At 32.1% G+C, this 18179-nt stretch carries 21 protein-coding genes; 13 read left to right on the plus strand and 8 right to left on the minus strand.

Annotated features, from left to right (window positions below; genetic code table 11):
- Window positions 1-421: 421 nt before the first annotated feature.
- Window positions 422-1396, minus strand: a complete 975-nt coding sequence (locus BUE22_RS18340) for a 2-hydroxyacid dehydrogenase (RefSeq protein WP_073397245.1) — start codon at window positions 1394-1396, stop codon at window positions 422-424.
- Between the two features lie 149 nt (window positions 1397-1545).
- Window positions 1546-1722 carry a C1orf53 family protein gene (locus BUE22_RS23760; RefSeq protein ID WP_159438487.1) on the minus strand — a complete coding sequence of 59 codons (177 nt, stop codon included), beginning with the start codon at window positions 1720-1722 and terminating at the stop codon, window positions 1546-1548.
- 114 nt (window positions 1723-1836) lie between these two features.
- Between BUE22_RS23760 and BUE22_RS18345 the strand changes: the two genes are divergently transcribed.
- The 4 genes from BUE22_RS18345 (at window position 1837) to hemL (ending at window position 5358) form a co-directional block, all read left to right on the plus strand.
- The gene (locus BUE22_RS18345) at window positions 1837-2172 is read left to right on the plus strand and encodes a hypothetical protein (RefSeq protein WP_073397247.1); all 336 of its coding nucleotides are present in this window, start codon (window positions 1837-1839) and stop codon (window positions 2170-2172) included.
- Between the two features lie 7 nt (window positions 2173-2179).
- Window positions 2180-3076: a 1-aminocyclopropane-1-carboxylate deaminase/D-cysteine desulfhydrase gene (locus tag BUE22_RS18350; protein WP_089075976.1), complete on the plus strand. Its 897-nt coding sequence runs from the start codon at window positions 2180-2182 to the stop codon at window positions 3074-3076.
- Window positions 3069-3974 carry a glucosaminidase domain-containing protein gene (locus tag BUE22_RS18355; protein WP_073397250.1) on the plus strand — a complete coding sequence of 302 codons (906 nt, stop codon included), beginning with the start codon at window positions 3069-3071 and terminating at the stop codon, window positions 3972-3974. Before BUE22_RS18350 ends, BUE22_RS18355 begins: the two co-directional genes overlap by 8 nt.
- Window positions 3975-4071: 97 nt before the next feature.
- Window positions 4072-5358, plus strand: a complete 1287-nt coding sequence (hemL, locus tag BUE22_RS18360; protein WP_073397251.1) for a glutamate-1-semialdehyde 2,1-aminomutase — start codon at window positions 4072-4074, stop codon at window positions 5356-5358.
- 45 nt (window positions 5359-5403) lie between these two features.
- Here hemL and BUE22_RS23945 read toward each other — a convergent pair whose 3' ends face one another.
- Both BUE22_RS23945 and BUE22_RS18370 read right to left on the minus strand, forming a co-directional pair.
- On the minus strand, window positions 5404-6144 hold the full coding sequence (locus tag BUE22_RS23945; protein WP_243396828.1) for a hypothetical protein: 741 nt from the start codon (window positions 6142-6144) through the stop codon (window positions 5404-5406).
- A gap of 161 nt (window positions 6145-6305) precedes the next feature.
- Window positions 6306-6731 carry an SPFH domain-containing protein gene (locus BUE22_RS18370; protein ID WP_073397253.1) on the minus strand — a complete coding sequence of 142 codons (426 nt, stop codon included), beginning with the start codon at window positions 6729-6731 and terminating at the stop codon, window positions 6306-6308.
- A gap of 224 nt (window positions 6732-6955) precedes the next feature.
- On the opposite strand from BUE22_RS18370, the gene BUE22_RS18375 reads away from it, so the two are divergent.
- The 3 genes from BUE22_RS18375 to BUE22_RS18385 all read left to right on the plus strand — a co-directional run bounded on the left by BUE22_RS18375 (window position 6956) and on the right by BUE22_RS18385 (window position 9643).
- Complete coding sequence (locus tag BUE22_RS18375) at window positions 6956-7879, plus strand: DUF4274 domain-containing protein (protein ID WP_073397254.1); 924 nt, start codon at window positions 6956-6958, stop codon at window positions 7877-7879.
- Between the two features lie 144 nt (window positions 7880-8023).
- The gene (locus BUE22_RS18380; RefSeq protein ID WP_073397364.1) at window positions 8024-9028 is read left to right on the plus strand and encodes a 2-hydroxyacid dehydrogenase; all 1005 of its coding nucleotides are present in this window, start codon (window positions 8024-8026) and stop codon (window positions 9026-9028) included.
- 18 nt (window positions 9029-9046) lie between these two features.
- Window positions 9047-9643: a hypothetical protein gene (locus tag BUE22_RS18385; RefSeq protein WP_073397256.1), complete on the plus strand. Its 597-nt coding sequence runs from the start codon at window positions 9047-9049 to the stop codon at window positions 9641-9643.
- A 42-nt stretch (window positions 9644-9685) separates the two neighbouring features.
- On the opposite strand, the gene BUE22_RS23855 is transcribed toward BUE22_RS18385, so the two are convergent.
- The 3 genes from BUE22_RS23855 to lysS all read right to left on the minus strand — a co-directional run bounded on the left by BUE22_RS23855 (window position 9686) and on the right by lysS (window position 12368).
- Window positions 9686-9862 carry a hypothetical protein gene (locus BUE22_RS23855; protein ID WP_165768487.1) on the minus strand — a complete coding sequence of 59 codons (177 nt, stop codon included), beginning with the start codon at window positions 9860-9862 and terminating at the stop codon, window positions 9686-9688.
- A 27-nt stretch (window positions 9863-9889) separates the two neighbouring features.
- The gene (locus tag BUE22_RS18390) at window positions 9890-10573 is read right to left on the minus strand and encodes a hypothetical protein (protein ID WP_073397258.1); all 684 of its coding nucleotides are present in this window, start codon (window positions 10571-10573) and stop codon (window positions 9890-9892) included.
- Window positions 10574-10664: 91 nt separating this feature from the next.
- Entirely contained in the window at window positions 10665-12368 is a 1704-nt protein-coding gene (gene lysS, locus BUE22_RS18395) for a lysine--tRNA ligase (protein ID WP_073397260.1), read from the minus strand.
- A gap of 436 nt (window positions 12369-12804) precedes the next feature.
- Between lysS and BUE22_RS18405 the strand changes: the two genes are divergently transcribed.
- From BUE22_RS18405 to BUE22_RS18430, 6 genes are all read left to right on the plus strand, one after another.
- Window positions 12805-13530, plus strand: coding sequence for a hypothetical protein (locus tag BUE22_RS18405; protein ID WP_073397366.1), 726 nt, complete (start codon window positions 12805-12807; stop codon window positions 13528-13530).
- A gap of 57 nt (window positions 13531-13587) precedes the next feature.
- The gene (locus BUE22_RS18410) at window positions 13588-14364 is read left to right on the plus strand and encodes a hypothetical protein (protein WP_073397264.1); all 777 of its coding nucleotides are present in this window, start codon (window positions 13588-13590) and stop codon (window positions 14362-14364) included.
- Between the two features lie 67 nt (window positions 14365-14431).
- Window positions 14432-15187, plus strand: coding sequence for a hypothetical protein (locus BUE22_RS18415; RefSeq protein WP_073397265.1), 756 nt, complete (start codon window positions 14432-14434; stop codon window positions 15185-15187).
- Window positions 15188-15192: 5 nt separating this feature from the next.
- The gene (gene lipB, locus BUE22_RS18420; protein WP_073397267.1) at window positions 15193-15894 is read left to right on the plus strand and encodes a lipoyl(octanoyl) transferase LipB; all 702 of its coding nucleotides are present in this window, start codon (window positions 15193-15195) and stop codon (window positions 15892-15894) included.
- 17 nt (window positions 15895-15911) lie between these two features.
- Complete coding sequence (locus tag BUE22_RS18425; RefSeq protein ID WP_073397269.1) at window positions 15912-16733, plus strand: helix-turn-helix transcriptional regulator; 822 nt, start codon at window positions 15912-15914, stop codon at window positions 16731-16733.
- 78 nt (window positions 16734-16811) lie between these two features.
- Window positions 16812-17393 carry an NAD(P)H-dependent oxidoreductase gene (locus BUE22_RS18430; RefSeq protein WP_073397271.1) on the plus strand — a complete coding sequence of 194 codons (582 nt, stop codon included), beginning with the start codon at window positions 16812-16814 and terminating at the stop codon, window positions 17391-17393.
- Between the two features lie 5 nt (window positions 17394-17398).
- Here BUE22_RS18430 and BUE22_RS18435 read toward each other — a convergent pair whose 3' ends face one another.
- The gene (locus BUE22_RS18435; RefSeq protein ID WP_073397273.1) at window positions 17399-18058 is read right to left on the minus strand and encodes a ribonuclease HII; all 660 of its coding nucleotides are present in this window, start codon (window positions 18056-18058) and stop codon (window positions 17399-17401) included.
- Window positions 18059-18179: the final 121 nt, after the last annotated feature.

Raw genomic sequence — 18179 nt, forward strand, 5'->3', positions numbered from 1 at the left:
GATTGTTGATTTTAGATTTTTGCAAAACGTAAGATTCAACATCTGAAATTATTATATGTTTTATTATGTCGCCCCGCTGGGGCTAAAATTCTGAATGCTAATTGTATTTCTATAAATATTTCACTCCTCTGGAGTTAGCCTTGGAAAGGCGTAATATTTATAGAAAACAATATGCGTCAATTAATAAAGCTCCATTGGAGCGAAATATCTATCAATATTCAACCTGAAAATAATTATCTAATCATCAAATTGACACATTTTCTAATTAAAAACTAGGGATAACGAATATCCGACCTATGATAGGATTTGTAGATCCTAATTCTAAATTTTCTTGAGCGAATATCCATATGTAATTTTAGATTTTAGATTGATGATTTTAGATTTTCGAATTATCTAATTGACACATTTTTAGATTATCTAATTAAAAATAAACATCTTCATTAACACAAAACGGCATTTTTTTATTTTCAAAAAGCGCTATTATATTTTGTGCGGCGCAAACTGCCATTGCATTTCTGGCTTCGTATGTTGCGGAACCAATATGTGGCAAAATACAACAATTTGGCAATGATAATAAAGGATTGTCTTTTTTCATGGGTTCCGGATTAGTAACGTCAAGTCCCGCGCCCCAGATTATATTATTGGTCAGGGCATGAAACAAATCGTCTTCATTATGGAATTTTCCCCTTGCTGTGTTGATGAAAATAGAACTAGGTTTCATTTTTGCAAAAGCACTTTTATTAAAAAGTTCATTATTTTCTTCTGTATAATTAGAATGAACACTCAAAACATCACTTTTTGCAAGTAAAGTTTCAAAATCTACCAACTCCGTATTAAGTTCATTTTCGGCATTTTCATTATGAGAACGATTGTGGTAAATGATATTCATTCCGAAGGCGGCTTTGCATTTTTGGGCCATTTCAAAACCAATTCTGCCCAAACCGAATATCCCGAGTGTTTTGCCGTAGAGTTCTTGTCCTAAATTTGCCAAAGGATTAAAACTTCCCCATTCTCCGTTTATAATTTTTTTATGATTGTAAAATGACTTTCGGGCAACGCTTTGCATCAATAAAAAAGCAATATCCGAAGTTGCTCTGCTTAAAACATCAGGCGTGTTTCCCACAGGTATTTTTCGACTATTTGCTGATGAAATATTTACAGCATCAAATCCAACAGAAAATAAAGCGATACCTTTTAAATTAGGGCATTGCTGAAAAAAATCTTCATCAAAATTATTGGTTCCAACATTAAGAAGCGCATCATTTTCCTGACAGATTTTGATGAATTCATCTCTTGATAATACATTCTCAGTTGGATTTATGGTAAGTTTGATGCCTTTTTCCCGAAGTAATACAATGCCGGCCTCTGGTATATTTTTATTTATAAAAACGTTCATTTTTGTTTAGATTTTTAGATGTTAGATAGTTAGACTTCTTAGATTTTTTTGAAGTTGAAAATCATATCTATCTTTAATGAGGTTAGTTTAATTTAAAATTTACTTTCAATAATTATCTAATTATCAAATTGGCACATTTTCTAATTAGATTATTTTCTAATCCTGCCTGTATTTTTATCAAACCCGTACGGACAATGACGGCAGCCGCTTTTACAGCAATAACCGCGTTTTAAATGGTGTTTTTCGGTAAAGCATTTATAACCTTCGGGCGTATAGTAAAAATCTTCACCTTCGATTAATTTATTTTCATTACTTTGCTCTTTCATAAATCTGCTTTCGGTTGTATTTTTATTTCTTTAAAAATCAAAAATAAATAATTGATTATGATTTTAATGAAATCTCATAATTTTATATCCACAAATTTATAAACTTTACAGCTAATGTTTCTGATTGTTGCTAAATATTTAATTCCGAAAGGATATCGCGGAATGGCTGTGTTTCCGTTTGTATTGATGAAATATGATTTGGATAAAGTAAATAAGATTTTTGTGAACCATGAAAAGATTCATTTGAAACAACAAAAAGAAATGCTGATTCTACCTTTTTTTATCTGGTATTTCCTGGAATATTTATTCCGCTTAATTCAGTATAAAAACAAGGATTTGGCTTATCGAAATATTAGTTTTGAAAGAGAAGCTTACGCAAAAGAAACCGATTTAAACTATTTGAAAAACCGATCTTTTTTTCAGTTTCTAAAATATATCAAATTAAAATAAATCCATTTTGAACCAGAATATCAATATCAATTTTCCTAATGATATTTCTTTGACAATAAAGCGCGAAGACTTAAATCATCCGTTTATTTCAGGGAATAAATTAAGAAAATTAAAATACAATTTACTTCAGGCGAAAGCCGAAAACAAAACCACTTTGCTCACTTTTGGCGGTGCTTTTTCGAATCATATCGCTGCGGTTGCGTATGCGGGAAAAGAGCAGGGTTTTAAAACTATTGGAGTTATTCGCGGTGATGAACTTTTTGATAAAATTGAAGAAAACCCGACCCTGAAATTTGCTCAGGAAAACGGAATGAAATTTGAGTTTATTTCAAGAGAAGATTATCGAAATAAAAGTGAAATTTCTTTTATAGAAAAATTAAAAGAAAAGTTTGGTGATTTTTATTTAGTTCCCGAAGGCGGCACAAATGAATTGGCTGTAAAAGGCTGTGAAGAGATTTTGACAGATGAAGATGCGGTTTTTAATTACGTTTGCTGCGCTGTTGGAACAGGCGGAACTATTTCGGGACTAATAAATAGTGCATTGCCAAATCAGAAAATTTTAGGGTTTCCGGCGTTAAAAGGTAACTTTTTAATCGATGAAATTCGTATTTTTGCACAAAAAGATAACTGGGAATTAATTTCTGACTATCATTTTGGAGGTTATGGCAAGATAAATTTAGAATTAATTGAATTTATTAATGCTTTTTTTGACGAAAATAAAGTACCCTTAGATCCAATTTATACAGGAAAGATGTTTTTTGGCGTTATAGATTTAATCTCTAAAAAATATTTTCCTCCGCATTCAAAAATTTTACTCATTCACACAGGCGGATTGCAGGGAATTGAAGGAATGAATTTAAAATTGAAGCAGAAGAAATTACCAATACTCAAAACGAATGTTTAAAAAAATTATAATACTTTTTATAATAGCAGCTTTGGCAAGTTGTTCTTCGAGTAAACCGGCGATTGCAACAACTAAAAAAGCAGCGTCAGTGCAGAAACCGAGGGTGGCGACTACTAAAAAAACGACCGATTCAAGACCAACTGTAAAAAAATATCCAACTACAAATAATACAACTGAGGTTATTCAGTCTACTTCAAAAACAGTTGTAACCAGCAATGTAATTACCGATTATGTTTTGCAATACAAAGATATTGCAATGGGAAATATGCAAAAATATGGCATTCCGGCAAGTATTATTCTGGCTCAGGGAATTTTAGAATCGGGAGCCGGTAAAGGCGATTTAGCAATGGAAGCCAATAATCATTTCGGAATAAAATGCCATAAAGACTGGTTGGGAGAAAGTGTTCGGCATGATGATGATTCCTCTCAGGAATGTTTCAGGAAATATACAGAAGCTTCAGAATCTTATAAAGACCACGCCTTATTTTTGGTTGGAAAAAACAGATATGCAACTTTATTTACTTACGAAAAAGACGATTATAAAGCCTGGGCAAAAGGCTTAAGAGCTGCAGGTTATGCCACAGATCCTAATTATCCGGATAAATTAATAAGTTATATCGAGCGTTATAATCTGCATCAATACGATTGTCAGGTAACGGGAAAAAATTACAAACCTTTTGATAAATCAGTTGCGAGTTCAACTTCAACTAAAACTAATTCGAGTTCAACCAAAAGTTCTAATTCAAATTCAGACGATCCCAATTTATACGAAGTTCAACAAGGAGATACATTATATTCGATTTCAAAAAAATTCAATTTATTGGTTGATGATTTGAAGAGAAAAAATAATCTTTCAGACAACGCACTTTCAATTGGACAAAAGTTGAAAGTGAAATAAATTATATAAAATCAAAAAATACAAATAGATATTGGATTAGTCTGCTTCAAAAATCTAAGAAGTCTAACGATCTAAAATCTAAAAATCTAAAATAAAAATGATCTATAAAAGAAGTAGTCAGCTTTTTGCTGAAGCAGAAAAAGTAATTCCGGGAGGAGTAAATTCGCCAGTAAGAGCCTTTAAAGCAGTTGGAGGAACTCCTATTTTTGTAAAAAGTGCCAAAGGTGCTTATTTGTATGATGAAGACGGAAATAAATTAATAGATTATATCAATTCTTGGGGACCAATGGTTTTGGGTCACGCGTATCAGCCCGTTGTTGATGCCGTAATCGAAAAAGCAAAACTGGGAACCTCATTTGGGATGCCGACAGAACTAGAAACTCAAATCGCTGCTTTGGCTGTTTCTATGGTTCCGAATATTGATAAAATAAGATTTGTAAATTCAGGTACAGAAGCTTGTATGAGTGCTATTCGTCTGGCTCGCGGATTTACCAAAAGAGATAAAATTATCAAATTTGGAGGTTGTTACCACGGACATTCTGATTCATTTTTGATTCAGGCTGGGAGTGGAGCCGTAACTTTTGGATCTCCAAATAGTCCGGGCGTTACAGAAGGAACTGCAAAAGATACTTTGTTGGCAAAATACAATGATTTAGAGAATGTAAAAACTTTAATCGAAGCCAATAAAAACGAAATCGCAGCAATTATAATTGAGCCGGTTGCCGGAAATATGGGCTGTATTCCACCTCAAAAAGGTTTCTTGCAAGGCTTAAGAGATTTGTGTACCGCAAACGGAATTTTATTAATTTTTGATGAGGTAATGACAGGTTTCCGTTTGGCTCGTGGCGGAGTTCAGGAATTGTATAATATCAATGCTGATATCGTTACTTTCGGAAAAGTGATTGGTGGAGGTTTGCCTGTTGGCGCTTTTGCTGCACGAGAAGAAATCATGAATTATTTGGCGCCACTTGGTCCGGTTTATCAGGCAGGAACATTGTCTGGAAATCCTTTAGCAATGGCTGCAGGATTGGCAATGTTGCAATCGTTAGATAATGACCGCGCTATTTTTACCCGTTTAGAAGAAAAAACAGCTTATCTGGAAGCAGGAATAGATAAAGTTTTAAAAGCAAATAATATTGTTTTCACCATCAATAGAGTAGGTTCGATGATTTCGGTACATTTTGATGAAAATCCGGTTGTCGATTTTCAAACGGCTGCAAAAGGAGACAATGAAACGTTTAAGAAATTCTTCCACGGATTATTAAACGAAGGTGTTTATATCGCGCCATCTGCATACGAAACCTGGTTTATAACAGATGCATTAACGTATGAAGATTTAGATTTTACAATAAATGCAATTGACAAAGTTTCAAAGACATTTTAATAAATCAAAAAAGAGGCTTTAAAAGCCTCTTTTTTTTGATCTCACTTACATTTTATCTTTTCTGTGATCTTTCATTTTGTCTTTGTGTTCTTTTTTAATTGCTTCCCATTTTTTGTATTGGTCGGCTGTTAAAATAGATTTCATTTTTGCATCAGTTGCTTTATGATCTTCTTCCATTTGTTTTTTCATAGCTTTTCTTTCAGCATCAGTTGGTTTTACATCAGAATCTTTTCGGCTCTTTTTCAGCATTTCCATTTTAGTGCTTCTTTCAGATAAAAGTTGACCAACTTGTTTTTGCTGATCTGCGTTTAGGTTTAAATCTGTTGTCAATTTTTGCAAATGTGCCTGATTGCGTTCTTGTGGAGATTTCATATCTCTATGACCTTTATGATCTCCTTTTCCTTTGTGGTCTTTTTTCAAAGCTGTCCATTTTGTGTATTGATCAGCATTTAAAATAGATTTCATTTTAGCATCGTTAGCTGCTTTTTCAGTTTCCATTTGTTTTTTAAAAGCTTCTCTTTCTGCATCAGTAGGTTTTGTTTTACTGTCTTTTCTGGCAGCTTTAAACTTTTCTGCTTTGGCACTTCTTTCAGCCAATAATTGTTTTACCTGATCTTGTTGTTTTTTATCCAGACTCAATTCAGAAGTCAGTTTTTGTAAATGTTTCTCGTTACGTTGTTCCGGAGTTAAATTTTCTCTTTGATCACGTCCTGATTTCTGATTGATGTCTTGTGCAAAACTTACTACTCCAACGAATAATAAAGCCGCAATAAATAATTTTTTCATAATTCGTTTTTTTTAGATTATAGCATTTAGACTTCAAAGAGTTTGCTAAGTTTAATGCGATTGTCAGATTTATCTTTTATTTAACAAAAACTATTAATGAAAATATAAAGTTGATAAAGAAATAAAAAAGAGGCTTAATTGCCTCTTTTTATAAACTATAATTAGTTGTTTTCTTTTTTATATTCTCTCATTTTTTCTCTGGCTTTTTCTTTGTTTTTTTCTTGCAAAGCATGCCATTTTGTATACTGATCTGCAGTTAAAATAGATTTCATTTTAGCGTCGTTTGCTTCTTTTTCAGCTAGCATTTCTTTTTTAAAAGCTTCTTTTTCTTCAGCAGTTGGTTTTACATCACTATCTTTTTTTGCCTGACGGGCTTCTTTAAATTTTTCGGCTTTAGCACTTCTTTCAGCCAGTAATTGTTTTACCTGAGATTGTTGATTTGCATCTAAACTTAATTCAGAAGTTAATTTTTGCAATTGTTTTTCATTGCGTTGTTCAGGAGTTAATCTTTCTCTTTTTTGATCAGCATCTTGTGCAAAACTTGCTACTCCAACGAATAACAAAGCTGCAATAAATAATTTTTTCATGATTTGTTTTTTTGAGGTTATAGTAATTAGACTTTATTCAATTGAATAGGTTTAATCTAATAATCAGAATTGTAGTTTTTAACAAAACGAAAAATGGATTAGCGATATTGTATTTTTATTTTCAATGCTTTTTTAATTCCGGTGAATCATGATGTTTTACAAGAATAGGTTTTTAAATTTGTTAGTGCATTGACAATTTCAAAATAGAATTACCAGAATAAAATATGGAAGAATTATTTAATAAGAAAAATAAAAACCGTGTTCTTAAAGCCGTAAATGGCGAAATGTCTTATCAAAAATTAACGGCTGCTGAATTGCATCAATTTGTACAACATTGGAATTATGATGACGGAATTGAACCTTTTGAATGGATTATCAAACAAAAACATCTTGATAAAGGAACAGCACTTTGTTTGTATTGGATGCTTCAGCCGGATTATTTCTGTAAATTCAAAAACGAAGAGGAAATAAAAGAAGATACCAATTATGAGACTTATCAAATAATAAAAGAAATTGAAGAAAGATATATTTCTGGATTTTATGAAGATAAAAATTTTTCTTTTGATCCTAAGCAGGAGTTTTTGGATAAAAATTCTAATACTAGATGCATTCCCGAAGAAATGCAGGTAAAATCACCAGGAACTGTTTTTGGACGCCAAGATATTGAGTTTGCTTTTTTAAGAAAGCCCAACGAAAAGGAATCAAAAACAATCAATACCAAGATCGCAGATGCTATAAAGATAATTCAAATCTCAAGTCCTGATTTTATTTATGATCACGCAGATGATGCCATTAAAGCTATAATTGAAAGTGTTGAATATTGGAAAGAGAAAGAATTAGGAAAGATAAAAATTAAAAATCTGTCTTATCTATGGATGGAGTGTATTCATAAAAAACACAATTGGGATTGGATTATTTGGGATTGGGAAACCGGAAATAATATTGGTGTTACAAATACTACAAAAGAATTAACGTGTTTGGCAGATACTATCATAAATCATACGATAGATGGATTTCAGAAATCCTCGATAATTTCAGATTTATATAAAGATTTGGCAGGAGTAAATAATTTTTATGATTTAAAAAAAGATCCTTACAGCGGAATTGGTTTGCTTTTTAGTACAGATCATTTGAATTTTAGAGAATAAAAACTCATGGCATTAAGAAAAATTACAGTCGAAGGTAATGTCTATTTATACAAATTAATAAATGGATTTGAGATCAGAAAATTACTTCAAAAATAATTGCTTACCTTAGTAAGACCAGAAGTTAAAACCCAAAAACAAAATCTTATGAATAACAAAATTGCCTTTTTTTCGACACAGCCTTACGATAAGAGCTTTTTTAATAAATATAATACTGATTTTGGTTTTGAATTGGATTTTTACGAAACCCAGCTTAATCCCCAAACTGTTGTTTTAATTGAAAAAGCTGAAATTGTCTGTGTATTTGTAAATGATATTGTAAACGAAGCAGTCATTAAGCAGCTGGCAGAAAAAAATGTAAAAATTATCGCGTTGCGTTGCGCCGGTTTTAATAATGTCGATTTAGAAGCGGCCAAAAAATACAATTTAAAAGTGTGTCGCGTCCCTGCGTATTCACCTCAGGCAGTTGCAGAACATGCCATGGCCATGATTTTAACTTTAAACCGAAAAACACATAAAGCCTACAACAGAGTCCGCGAGCAGAATTTCTCCTTAAACGGATTATTAGGTTTTGATTTATTCGGAAAAACAATCGGAATCATTGGAACAGGAAATATTGGAAAAGCTTTTGCTAAAATTGCATTGGGTTTTGGCTGTAAAGTTTTGGCTTATGATATTGTAACTAATGCCGAAATGGAAAAAGACGGAGTTGAGTTTGTTTCTCTCGAAGAAATCTTCAAAACTAGTGATATTATTTCTTTGCATTGTCCATTAAATGAGCAGACTAAACATATAATCAATAAAAAATCTATTGATGAAATGAAAGACAGCGTAATGATTATCAATACCAGCCGCGGCGGATTAATAGAAACGGCCTGTGTTATTGAAGGTTTAAAAGAAGGGAAAATTGGCTATTTGGGAATCGATGTTTACGAACAGGAAGAAAAACTATTCTTTAGAGATCTTTCTGCAGATATTATTCAGGACGATGCGATTCAACGTTTGATGAGCTTTCCGAATGTTTTGGTAACGGCGCACCAGGCCTTTTTTACCAACGAAGCTTTAACGCAGATTGCTTTGGTTACTTTTAATAATATAAAATCGTTGTTGGCTGAAAATGATATTGAAAATAAGGCTGCATTGCTGGTGTGAAAAATTAAAATCTAAATTATGAAAAAACAAATTCTAATAATAATCACAATTCTAACCCTATATTCCTGCCAGAATAAGGATAAAAAGGATTCAAACATCATTAAAACAATTGTTCAGGATACTTTATCAAAAACAGTAGCCGGAACTGCAGATTTAAGCGAAGCTCCACCCAGAGATGATAAAGCGGTCAAATTAATTAGAAAACAGCTTTTAGTTTTACTAAAAAAAGATTTACCTGCAATGACAAAAGAAGATCGCTTTTTTTATTACGAGGCATTTGATTTGAACAATGATAAGAAAAATGAATATTTTGTTGGTTTCTCTAATCCTTATTTTTGCGGAAGCGGAGGCTGTTCAGGTTATATTTTAAATAATGACGGAAGTTTAATTAATTCGTTCACCGTAACTGACTTTCCAATTTTCGTAGCAACAACTTCTTCCGAAAAATTTCAGGATTTAATCTTTAAAAGTAAAGATGCATTGTATTTGATGAAAATGAAAAATGGTAAATATCCGTCAAATCCTTCCGTTCAGGAAAAATGGAAAGGAGATTTCCCTAAAGAAAGTACTGAAGTTTTGGATATTTCTGGAAACAAAGAGAAGTATTCGTTTTAAAAAGTAAACCCGACAGGTTTTTAAAACCTGCCGGGTTTTAAATTATATTTGAGAAAGCCATTCTAAGTCTTCTTTGTCTAAGTCTTCTTGAGAAATAACTCTTCCGTATTTTATATCTTCTTCGCTTTTTTTAAGAATATCTAATTCATATTGTTCGAATTGATATAAGTTCAATGAATTACTATTTTCTTGTTTGAGATATTTTATTAAGTTATCCATTGAATAAGATCTAACTGTTTGTATTTACTATATTCTAGAAGTATTAATTTTTTGTTGTTCTTCTTTTATTTCCTTCCTCATTTGAATTTTAAGTTTATCAAATGATAATTGATATTTTTCAAAAAAGGCTTTTATTTCATGATTATCTTTTTCCATTTCTTCTATAGTTAATGTTGTAAGTTTAGGAAGATAATCATCTGTGAACTTTTTAAAAATTACGTTATAACTATTTTTGACATTCTCAATTAGGTCATGCACTTCATCTGATGAATTTAAAATTGAAGGTTGGATTTCTATGTTTAATAATTGATATAAATCATTGTATTTTTTTGAAATAGAACTGAATTTTTCGCGATATTTTTCATGAAATAAATCACGCTGTTCATTATCACCATCACAAAAATTATCCTTTTCAAAATTAAATTCAAATACGACAAACAGGAAATCCTCAAAAATCAGATCTCTTGTTTCTGCTGAGTATTTACTTATTATTTTTAGTAAATTCTCATATCCATTGTGCTTTTGAGTGTAAATGAATTCTGCTCTTCGATATTCAAGATCGATTTGTTTAAATTCCCTATTGTATCTCAAGTCAGCTTTTATTTCTCTTATCTTTTTACTTCCAGCCCAATAGATTGCTAAGAAAGACCCCAAAAAGGATAATATTGCGGGTAAATATTTATGAGTGAGTTCCCAATCGATTTCGTACATACTGTAAATTTATGAAGTTAATCACTTTAACAAATATAAAGCAAAAAAAATCTGCCCGAAGACAGATTTAAATATACTAAACAATAAAAAATTACTCCACCAACTCAACAAATTTAAACTCACCTTCAACAGCAACTTTAGTCAAACCGTGTTTAGATAAATTTTTCATAGACGCATCCCATTTTTTACCGCTTAAATTTGCAGTAATTTTTAATTGCTGAAGATCCATTTTATTTTCATTTCCTTTTAATAAATCTACGATAAATTTCTCTTCATCAGAAAGTTCAATCTGAGCTTGTTTTTTCTCTGGACGCATTTGTGGGAACAATAAAACTTCCTGAATCGATGCATTGTTTGTTAAGTACATAATCAAACGATCCATACCAATTCCCATTCCAGAAGTTGGAGGCATACCATATTCTAATGCTCTTAAGAAATCTTCATCGATAATTCCGTTTGCTTCATCATCACCTTTTTCAGACAAACGCATTTGATCTTCAAAACGCTCACGCTGATCAATTGGGTCGTTCAATTCAGAATAAGCATTTGCAATTTCTTTACCACAAACCATTAATTCGAAACGTTCTGTAAGCTCAGGATTATCGCGGTGTTCTTTACATAAAGGTGACATTTCTTTAGGATAATCGGTAATGAAAGTTGGCTGAATATAATTTCCTTCGCATTTAGCTCCAAAAATTTCATCAATCAATTTTCCTTTCCCCATTGTTTTATCCACGTCGATTCCCATTCCTCTTGCAGCTTCAAACAATTCCTCTTCGTTTTTTCCTGAGATATCAAAACCGGTAAAATGTTTAATAGAATCTGTCATTGTAACACGAGCGTAAGGCGCTTTAAAGTTAATTTGGTGTTCACCAAAAGTAACTTCACTAGTTCCATTTACGGCAATCGCACAATGCTCAAGTAGACCTTCTGCAAATTCCATCATCCAGTTGTAGTCTTTGTAGGCTACATATATTTCCATAGCGGTAAATTCAGGATTATGCGTTCTGTCCATTCCTTCATTTCTAAAGTTTTTAGAGAACTCATAAACACCTTCAAAACCACCAACAATTAATCTTTTTAAATACAATTCGTTTGCAATACGCATGTAAAGCGGAATATCAAGCGAATTATGATGTGTGATAAACGGACGCGCAGCAGCTCCACCAGCAATTGGCTGTAAAACCGGAGTTTCAACCTCAAGATAACCGGCATCGTTAAAATAACCACGCATTGCACTAAACAACTTGGTACGTTTGATAAAGTTTTCTTTAACTTGTGGATTCACTGTTAAATCTACATAACGCATTCTGTAACGCAATTCAGGATCATTAAAAGCATCATGAACGTTTCCTTCTTCATCTACTTTTGGTAAAGGAAGCGGACGTAAAGTTTTACTTAAAAAAGTAAATCCGTCAACACGAACACATTGTGCACCTACTTTTGTAGTAAACAATTCACCTTCGATACCGATAAAGTCACCTAAATCAGTCAGTTTTTTAAATACAGTGTTATATAAAGTTTTATCATCACCTTCACACAAAACATCGCGGTTCACGTACAATTGTATACGTCCTTCGCTATCCTGCAATTCAGCAAAACAAGCTTTTCCCTGATCTCTCACGCTCATCAAACGACCCGCAACGATAACCTTCTTACCTTCTTCAAACGATTCCTTTATCTGCTTCGAAGTGTGATTTACAGGAAAAAGATTAGCCGGATAAGGATTGATTCCTAAGTTGCGCAAGTTTTGAAGTTTTTCTCTTCTGATGATTTCTTGTTCTGATAATGCCATTTTGTGCTCTTTTTTTAAGTGTGCAAAGATAAAGAAAAGAAAGTAGATTTCAGAATGCAGTTTTTAGATTTTTTGCAGCAGAAATTTATCGTATTTCAATCATCTTCAGTCCCGCTCCCGAAGCTTCGGGACACTTGTATCTTTTTTGCAGAAAAAGCAAAAAAGGATACCGCTTCTATCGGGGCTAGATTAGAGGTTTTAGTTTTTAGGAGAGGTTTTTGCTGGAGTGTCTACGCAATCTTGTCATTCCGAGGAACGAGGAATCTTCACAAGTAGCTCCACAAACAAAATCGCCAATCTTTGCAGAGTTTCTTGCGAAGATTCCTCGTTCCTCGGAATGACAAAACAGTCAATTGAATATTATTTGATAAAAAGAAAAATCGAAAAGAAACCTCAGTATCTTAGCATCTCAGAACCTCAGAACCTTTCAAAAAAAATGAAATTCATAAAAGCCTTTGTAATTCTATTTCTGGTAACAAGTTGCCAGGTCACAGAAACCATCACAATTAATCCGGACGGGAGTGGAAATATTGAAGTAGTACAGCTTCGTGATGAAAATAGTTATATGCAATTAGCAGGCGAAAGTTATTCTCATGAAGAAGCTTTTAAAGATACAGCCTATGTTTTTAAAGAATATATTGAAAAATACAAAGAGAATTTTTTAAAGTATACACCCGAAGAGCAAAAGCTATTTCAAAAATATTCTAATGTAAAAGTGCATATTAAAGAAAGCTCTTTCGAAAAAGAATTTAAAAATGTTTTTTCGTTTGATTTTGGTAAAGTTTCGGAAATTCCGGATTTGTATAAAACAGAAAATTATGCAGGTGATATAAAGTATAATTATGCCTTAACTGCCGAAAGTCATTATTATAAGGTAGAATATGCTTTTGATGGAAAAGTTTTTAAGCGCCTGGTTTCTATTACAGATCCAGTCGAACTTCAAAAAACAAAAGATGAATTTAAGAAAACGGGCTCTAAATATACTTCTTTAAAACTGACGCAAACTTATACGCTTCGCTATCATTTTCCGAAAAAAATAAAATCCGTTTCAAATGAAAAAGCCATTATTAGTCCGGATAAAAAAACTTTTACTGTCGAATTTCCACTTTTAGATTGTTTGCAAAATCCGGAAATGACAAATTTGGAAGTGGTTTTAGAATAAATTCAAATAATTATCAAAAGAAAGTATCTTCGCTGCTCACTAATCTAAATCTGAAATATGAAAAAATATTTACTTTATTTCCTTGTTGCATTATGTATATCAAGTTGTACGATTAAAGAAAAAATGATAATAAATGAAGATGGTTCAGGATCTTTTTCATACGGTTTTGACATGGCAGCAATGTATAAAATGGGAATGAAAAGTACTGATACCTTAAATAATAAAAAGGTTATTGATACTTCTTTTAATTTTAAAGAACTTTTTGACAAAGCAAAAGATAGTATTGCAAAACTTCCGGCTGCTGATAAGGAAATGCTTAAAGTGCTTGAAAATTTTAAAATTAATTTAAAAGTAAACGAAGAACAAAAGCAAATGGAATATAATATGACATTTGATTTTAAAAATTTAGACAGCATTCAAAAAATGGCATCTGCAACACAAGCTATGGAAAAGCTTGCACTTTCTGATAAAAAACGACTTGGAGCACTAAGTGCAGCACCAAAACCGGAGAGTAATAATGCAGCATCGTTTATTTATGATGGAAAATCTTTTGTAAAAACGATTGTTTCTTCCCAGGATAATAAAAAGACAGCTAAGCCTAAAAAGAAAAACAAAAAGAAAGAAGACGATCCTTTTTTGAAAAAAATGGATGATATGCTGAAAGAATGTAAATATTCTATGGAATATCATTTTCCGAAAAAAATAAAAACAGTTTCTTTAAAAAATGCAGTAATTGCAACAGACAGGAAAAGTTTTATTTATGATGTTCCTTTAGAAAATATGCAAGAGAATACCGATATGGAAATAGGTTTTAAAGTACTATTTGAAGATTAAAAACCAAAATTGCAAAACCATATTCTTTAAAATAGTCTTCGTATATTTGATAAAAAAATTAACCACGATGAAATTATATAAATTACTTAGTTTTTCTTTTTTATTAGCAACCTTAACAAGTTGCACTTTCACCGAAAATATTTATGTAAGCGATAACGGAACCGGAAAATTTGCTCTTGATATGGATGGTTCTGCCTTAATGGAAATGGCAGGAGATCAGCTTGGAAGCCAAATGGGTGCCGATGCCAAAAAAAATATCGATTCAACTTTTACCTTCAAACAATTATTGGCAGATAAAAAAGACAGCATCGCAAAATTATCTCCAGAGGTTCAAAACGAAATCAAAAAACTGGAAGATCTTACGGTGAACCTGAAAATGAACGGTGAGAAAAAAGAATTTCTGATGGCATTTTCAAAAGATTTTAAAAACGTAAACGAATTGCAGGATGTTTTACAAGCCATGAGTACACTTCAAAAATTAGAAGGAGGCTCAAACGCTTCAAATCCTTTTGCAGGTGGTTTGGGAAAAAATAATAGTACATTAAGTTATACTTACGACGGAAATAAATTTACGCGTAAAGCAATAATCGACAAACAAAAATCAGCCGAAAAGGCTAAAGATAGTGCTGCAGATATGTCAAATATGATTTTTGCATCTTCTAATTATATTTTAAAATATCATTTCCCTAAGCGAATTAAAAAGGTATCAAACCCAAGTGCTTTGTTTAGCGACGATAGAAAATCAATTACATTACAATACTCTTTTACGGATTATATGGAGAATCCTGACAAACTTAACTTTGATGTTGAGTTTGAAAAATAATTAAAATGAATAAAAAAATTCAACTTCAAGATTTAGGAAGTAAAGATTATAAATCGACCTGGGAATATCAGGAAGAACTTTTTAAAGACATAGTCGACTTAAAAATTAAAAATAGAAGAGAGGAACTAGAATTAGAAACTCCAAATTATTTATTGTTTGTCGAACATCCGCATGTTTATACTTTGGGTAAAAGCGGAGATCTTGAAAACTTGTTGTTAAACGAAAAACAACTTGAAGCAAAAGGAGCAACTTTTTATAAAATCAATCGTGGCGGCGATATTACCTATCACGGACCGGGACAAATTGTAGGTTATCCTATTTTAGACTTAGAAAATTTCTTTACAGATATTCATAAATATTTACGTTTTCTTGAAGAAGCTATCATTCTGACTTTAGAAGAATATGGTTTAAAATGTGGCAGAAGCGAAGGCGAAACCGGAGTTTGGCTAGACGTAGGAACTCCGTTTGCACGCAAAATATGTGCGCTTGGCGTGCGTGCTTCACGCTGGGTTACAATGCACGGATTTGCTTTAAACGTAAATGTTGATTTAGGGTATTTTGACAATATCATTCCGTGTGGAATTCGCGGAAAAGGTGTTACTTCCTTACAAGTTGAACTTGGCGTAGAAAAAGTTGACGAAGACGAAGTAAAATCTAAAATTGTAAAACATCTGACTGAATTGTTTGAAGCTGAATTTGTTAAATAGTTTCAAAAAAATAAAATATGGGAAATGCTGAAGAAAATAACAATTATAGAATTGATGTTCCTTCAGTATTTTCAACTGTTTTTTCTCATTTTTACTTCGCAGAAAATAAAACAGTTTTTCCAATAACAAAAACATTATTGCCAAGTTTTCAGACTATTTTGGTTTTTAACTTCGGTACAAAATCTTTTTTAAAATCAAAACAAAATACCGTTTTACAAGTGGAGAAATGCATTGTTTTAGGACCAATAAAACAGGCATTTGATTATACTTTAGAACCTGATTCTGAAATTTTAGTGGCAAATTTTAAAGAAGATGCTTTTTACAGATTCTTCGGAAATGCGCTTTTAACGCATTCTTTACCCATTCATCCCGATGCTTTAATAGCTCAAAATTGTTTTGATGTTTTATGGGAAAAATTAAAAATAATTCCCAACACAAAAGACCGTGTTGATTATATCTTAGAATTTTGCAAACCATATTTAGGAGAGCAAAATGCGACAACAACACTTTTGGCTGATTTTAAAGAAGAATCTTTAAATCCGATAAAAGCAATTGCTTCACAGATAAATCAAACGGAAAGAAATATTCAGCTTCATCAAAAGAAATTTTTTGGCTATACAATTAAAGAAATCAGTCGCTACGAACGTTTTTTGAAAGCGGTTGATCTCATTCAGAAAACTTCAGATAATAACGAAAAAAAAGATTGGCTTTTGATTGTAGAACAATGCGGTTATTACGATCAAAGTCAGTTGATTCATGATTTTAAATATTATATGAACATCTCGCCAACAAAATTCTTAAAGTTTCAAAGCGATATCTGCAGTTCAAAAGGTACTTAAGCCGCTTTTCGTTTTCTTACAATTGTACCCAAACATTGCGTTTTACATTTGTCATGTAATCTTTAAAAAATAGAAAACATGAAAAATTTAATTGTTTATGCGCATCCAAATCCGGCTAGTTTAAATCATTTCTTAAAACAAACTATTGTCGAAAACCTTGAAGAATCGGGACAAGAAGTTATTGTTCGCGATTTAAATGAATTGAATTTTAATCCGGTGCTTTCTTTAGATGATATGAACGGACAAAGAATGGGACAAGTTGTTAATGATGTAAAAATCGAACAGGATTTTATAACCTGGGCAGACCGCATTATTTTTGTTTATCCAATCTGGTGGACAGGAATGCCGGCTGTAATGAAAGGTTATATTGACCGTGTTTTTAGTTACGGATTTGCATATAGATACGATCAGGGAATTCAAAAAGGATTATTGGCTGGCAAGAAAGCAATCATCATCAATTCGCACGGAAAATCAAACGCAGAATATGCCGAAAGTGGCTTGGATAAAGCTTTGGCTTTAACATCTGATACTGGAATTTTTAATTATTGCGGATTCGAAATTCAGCAGCATTTTTATTTTGATAAAGCAGATCGCGCTTCTTCAGAAAATATTTCAGAATGGGAAAATCAGATTATATCTTTTTTAAACGAAAATAAATAAGCTAGTTAGAATTCTAACTCCAATTGATCCGGCAAAAGTCTGAAACTCATTCGGTGGTATTTTGTAGTTCCGTATTTTCTAATAGCGTCCCGATGTTCTCTGGTAGGATATCCTTTATTTTGTTTCCAGTTGTACATCGGGAATTCTTCATGAATTAAATCCATGTATTCATCACGATAGGTTTTGGCTAAAATAGAAGCGGCTGCAATACTCACGAATTTTGCGTCTCCTTTTATAATACTTTGGTTTGGAATAGATTTTAATAAATCTATTTCATCTTTCGAAAATTGTTTTCCAAAAGTATTCTTTAAACCTAATTTTGCATTAAGCGATCTGTTTCCATCCACAATAATATATTCCGGACGCTGGTTTAATTTTAAAATACATTCCTGCATTCCTTTCATTGATGCATTTAGAATATTGATTTCATCGATTTCTTCTGCATGAAGATGTGTTACAGAATAGCAAACGGCATGTTTCTCGATAATAGGTTTTAAGTGAAACCTTATTTTTTCAGACAATTGTTTACTGTCATTTAAAAATTCATGCTCAAAATCTGCCGGTAAAATTATGGCAGCAGCAGTTACCGGACCAGCCAGACAACCACGGCCAGCTTCATCAGTACCAGTTTCTAAAATAAATCCGGAGAAATTTTTTGCAAGCATTTATTTAAATTTTCAAAACACAATATTATAAAATTTTTGCCGAAAATTTTCGTTCTTTAACTTATTGAAAAAGCAGTGGTATAAATTGAAGTGTTTTTTTATTTATACGTTTTTATCTTTT

This window comes from Flavobacterium pectinovorum (assembly GCF_900142715.1).
In the GTDB taxonomy this organism is placed as follows: domain Bacteria; phylum Bacteroidota; class Bacteroidia; order Flavobacteriales; family Flavobacteriaceae; genus Flavobacterium; species Flavobacterium pectinovorum.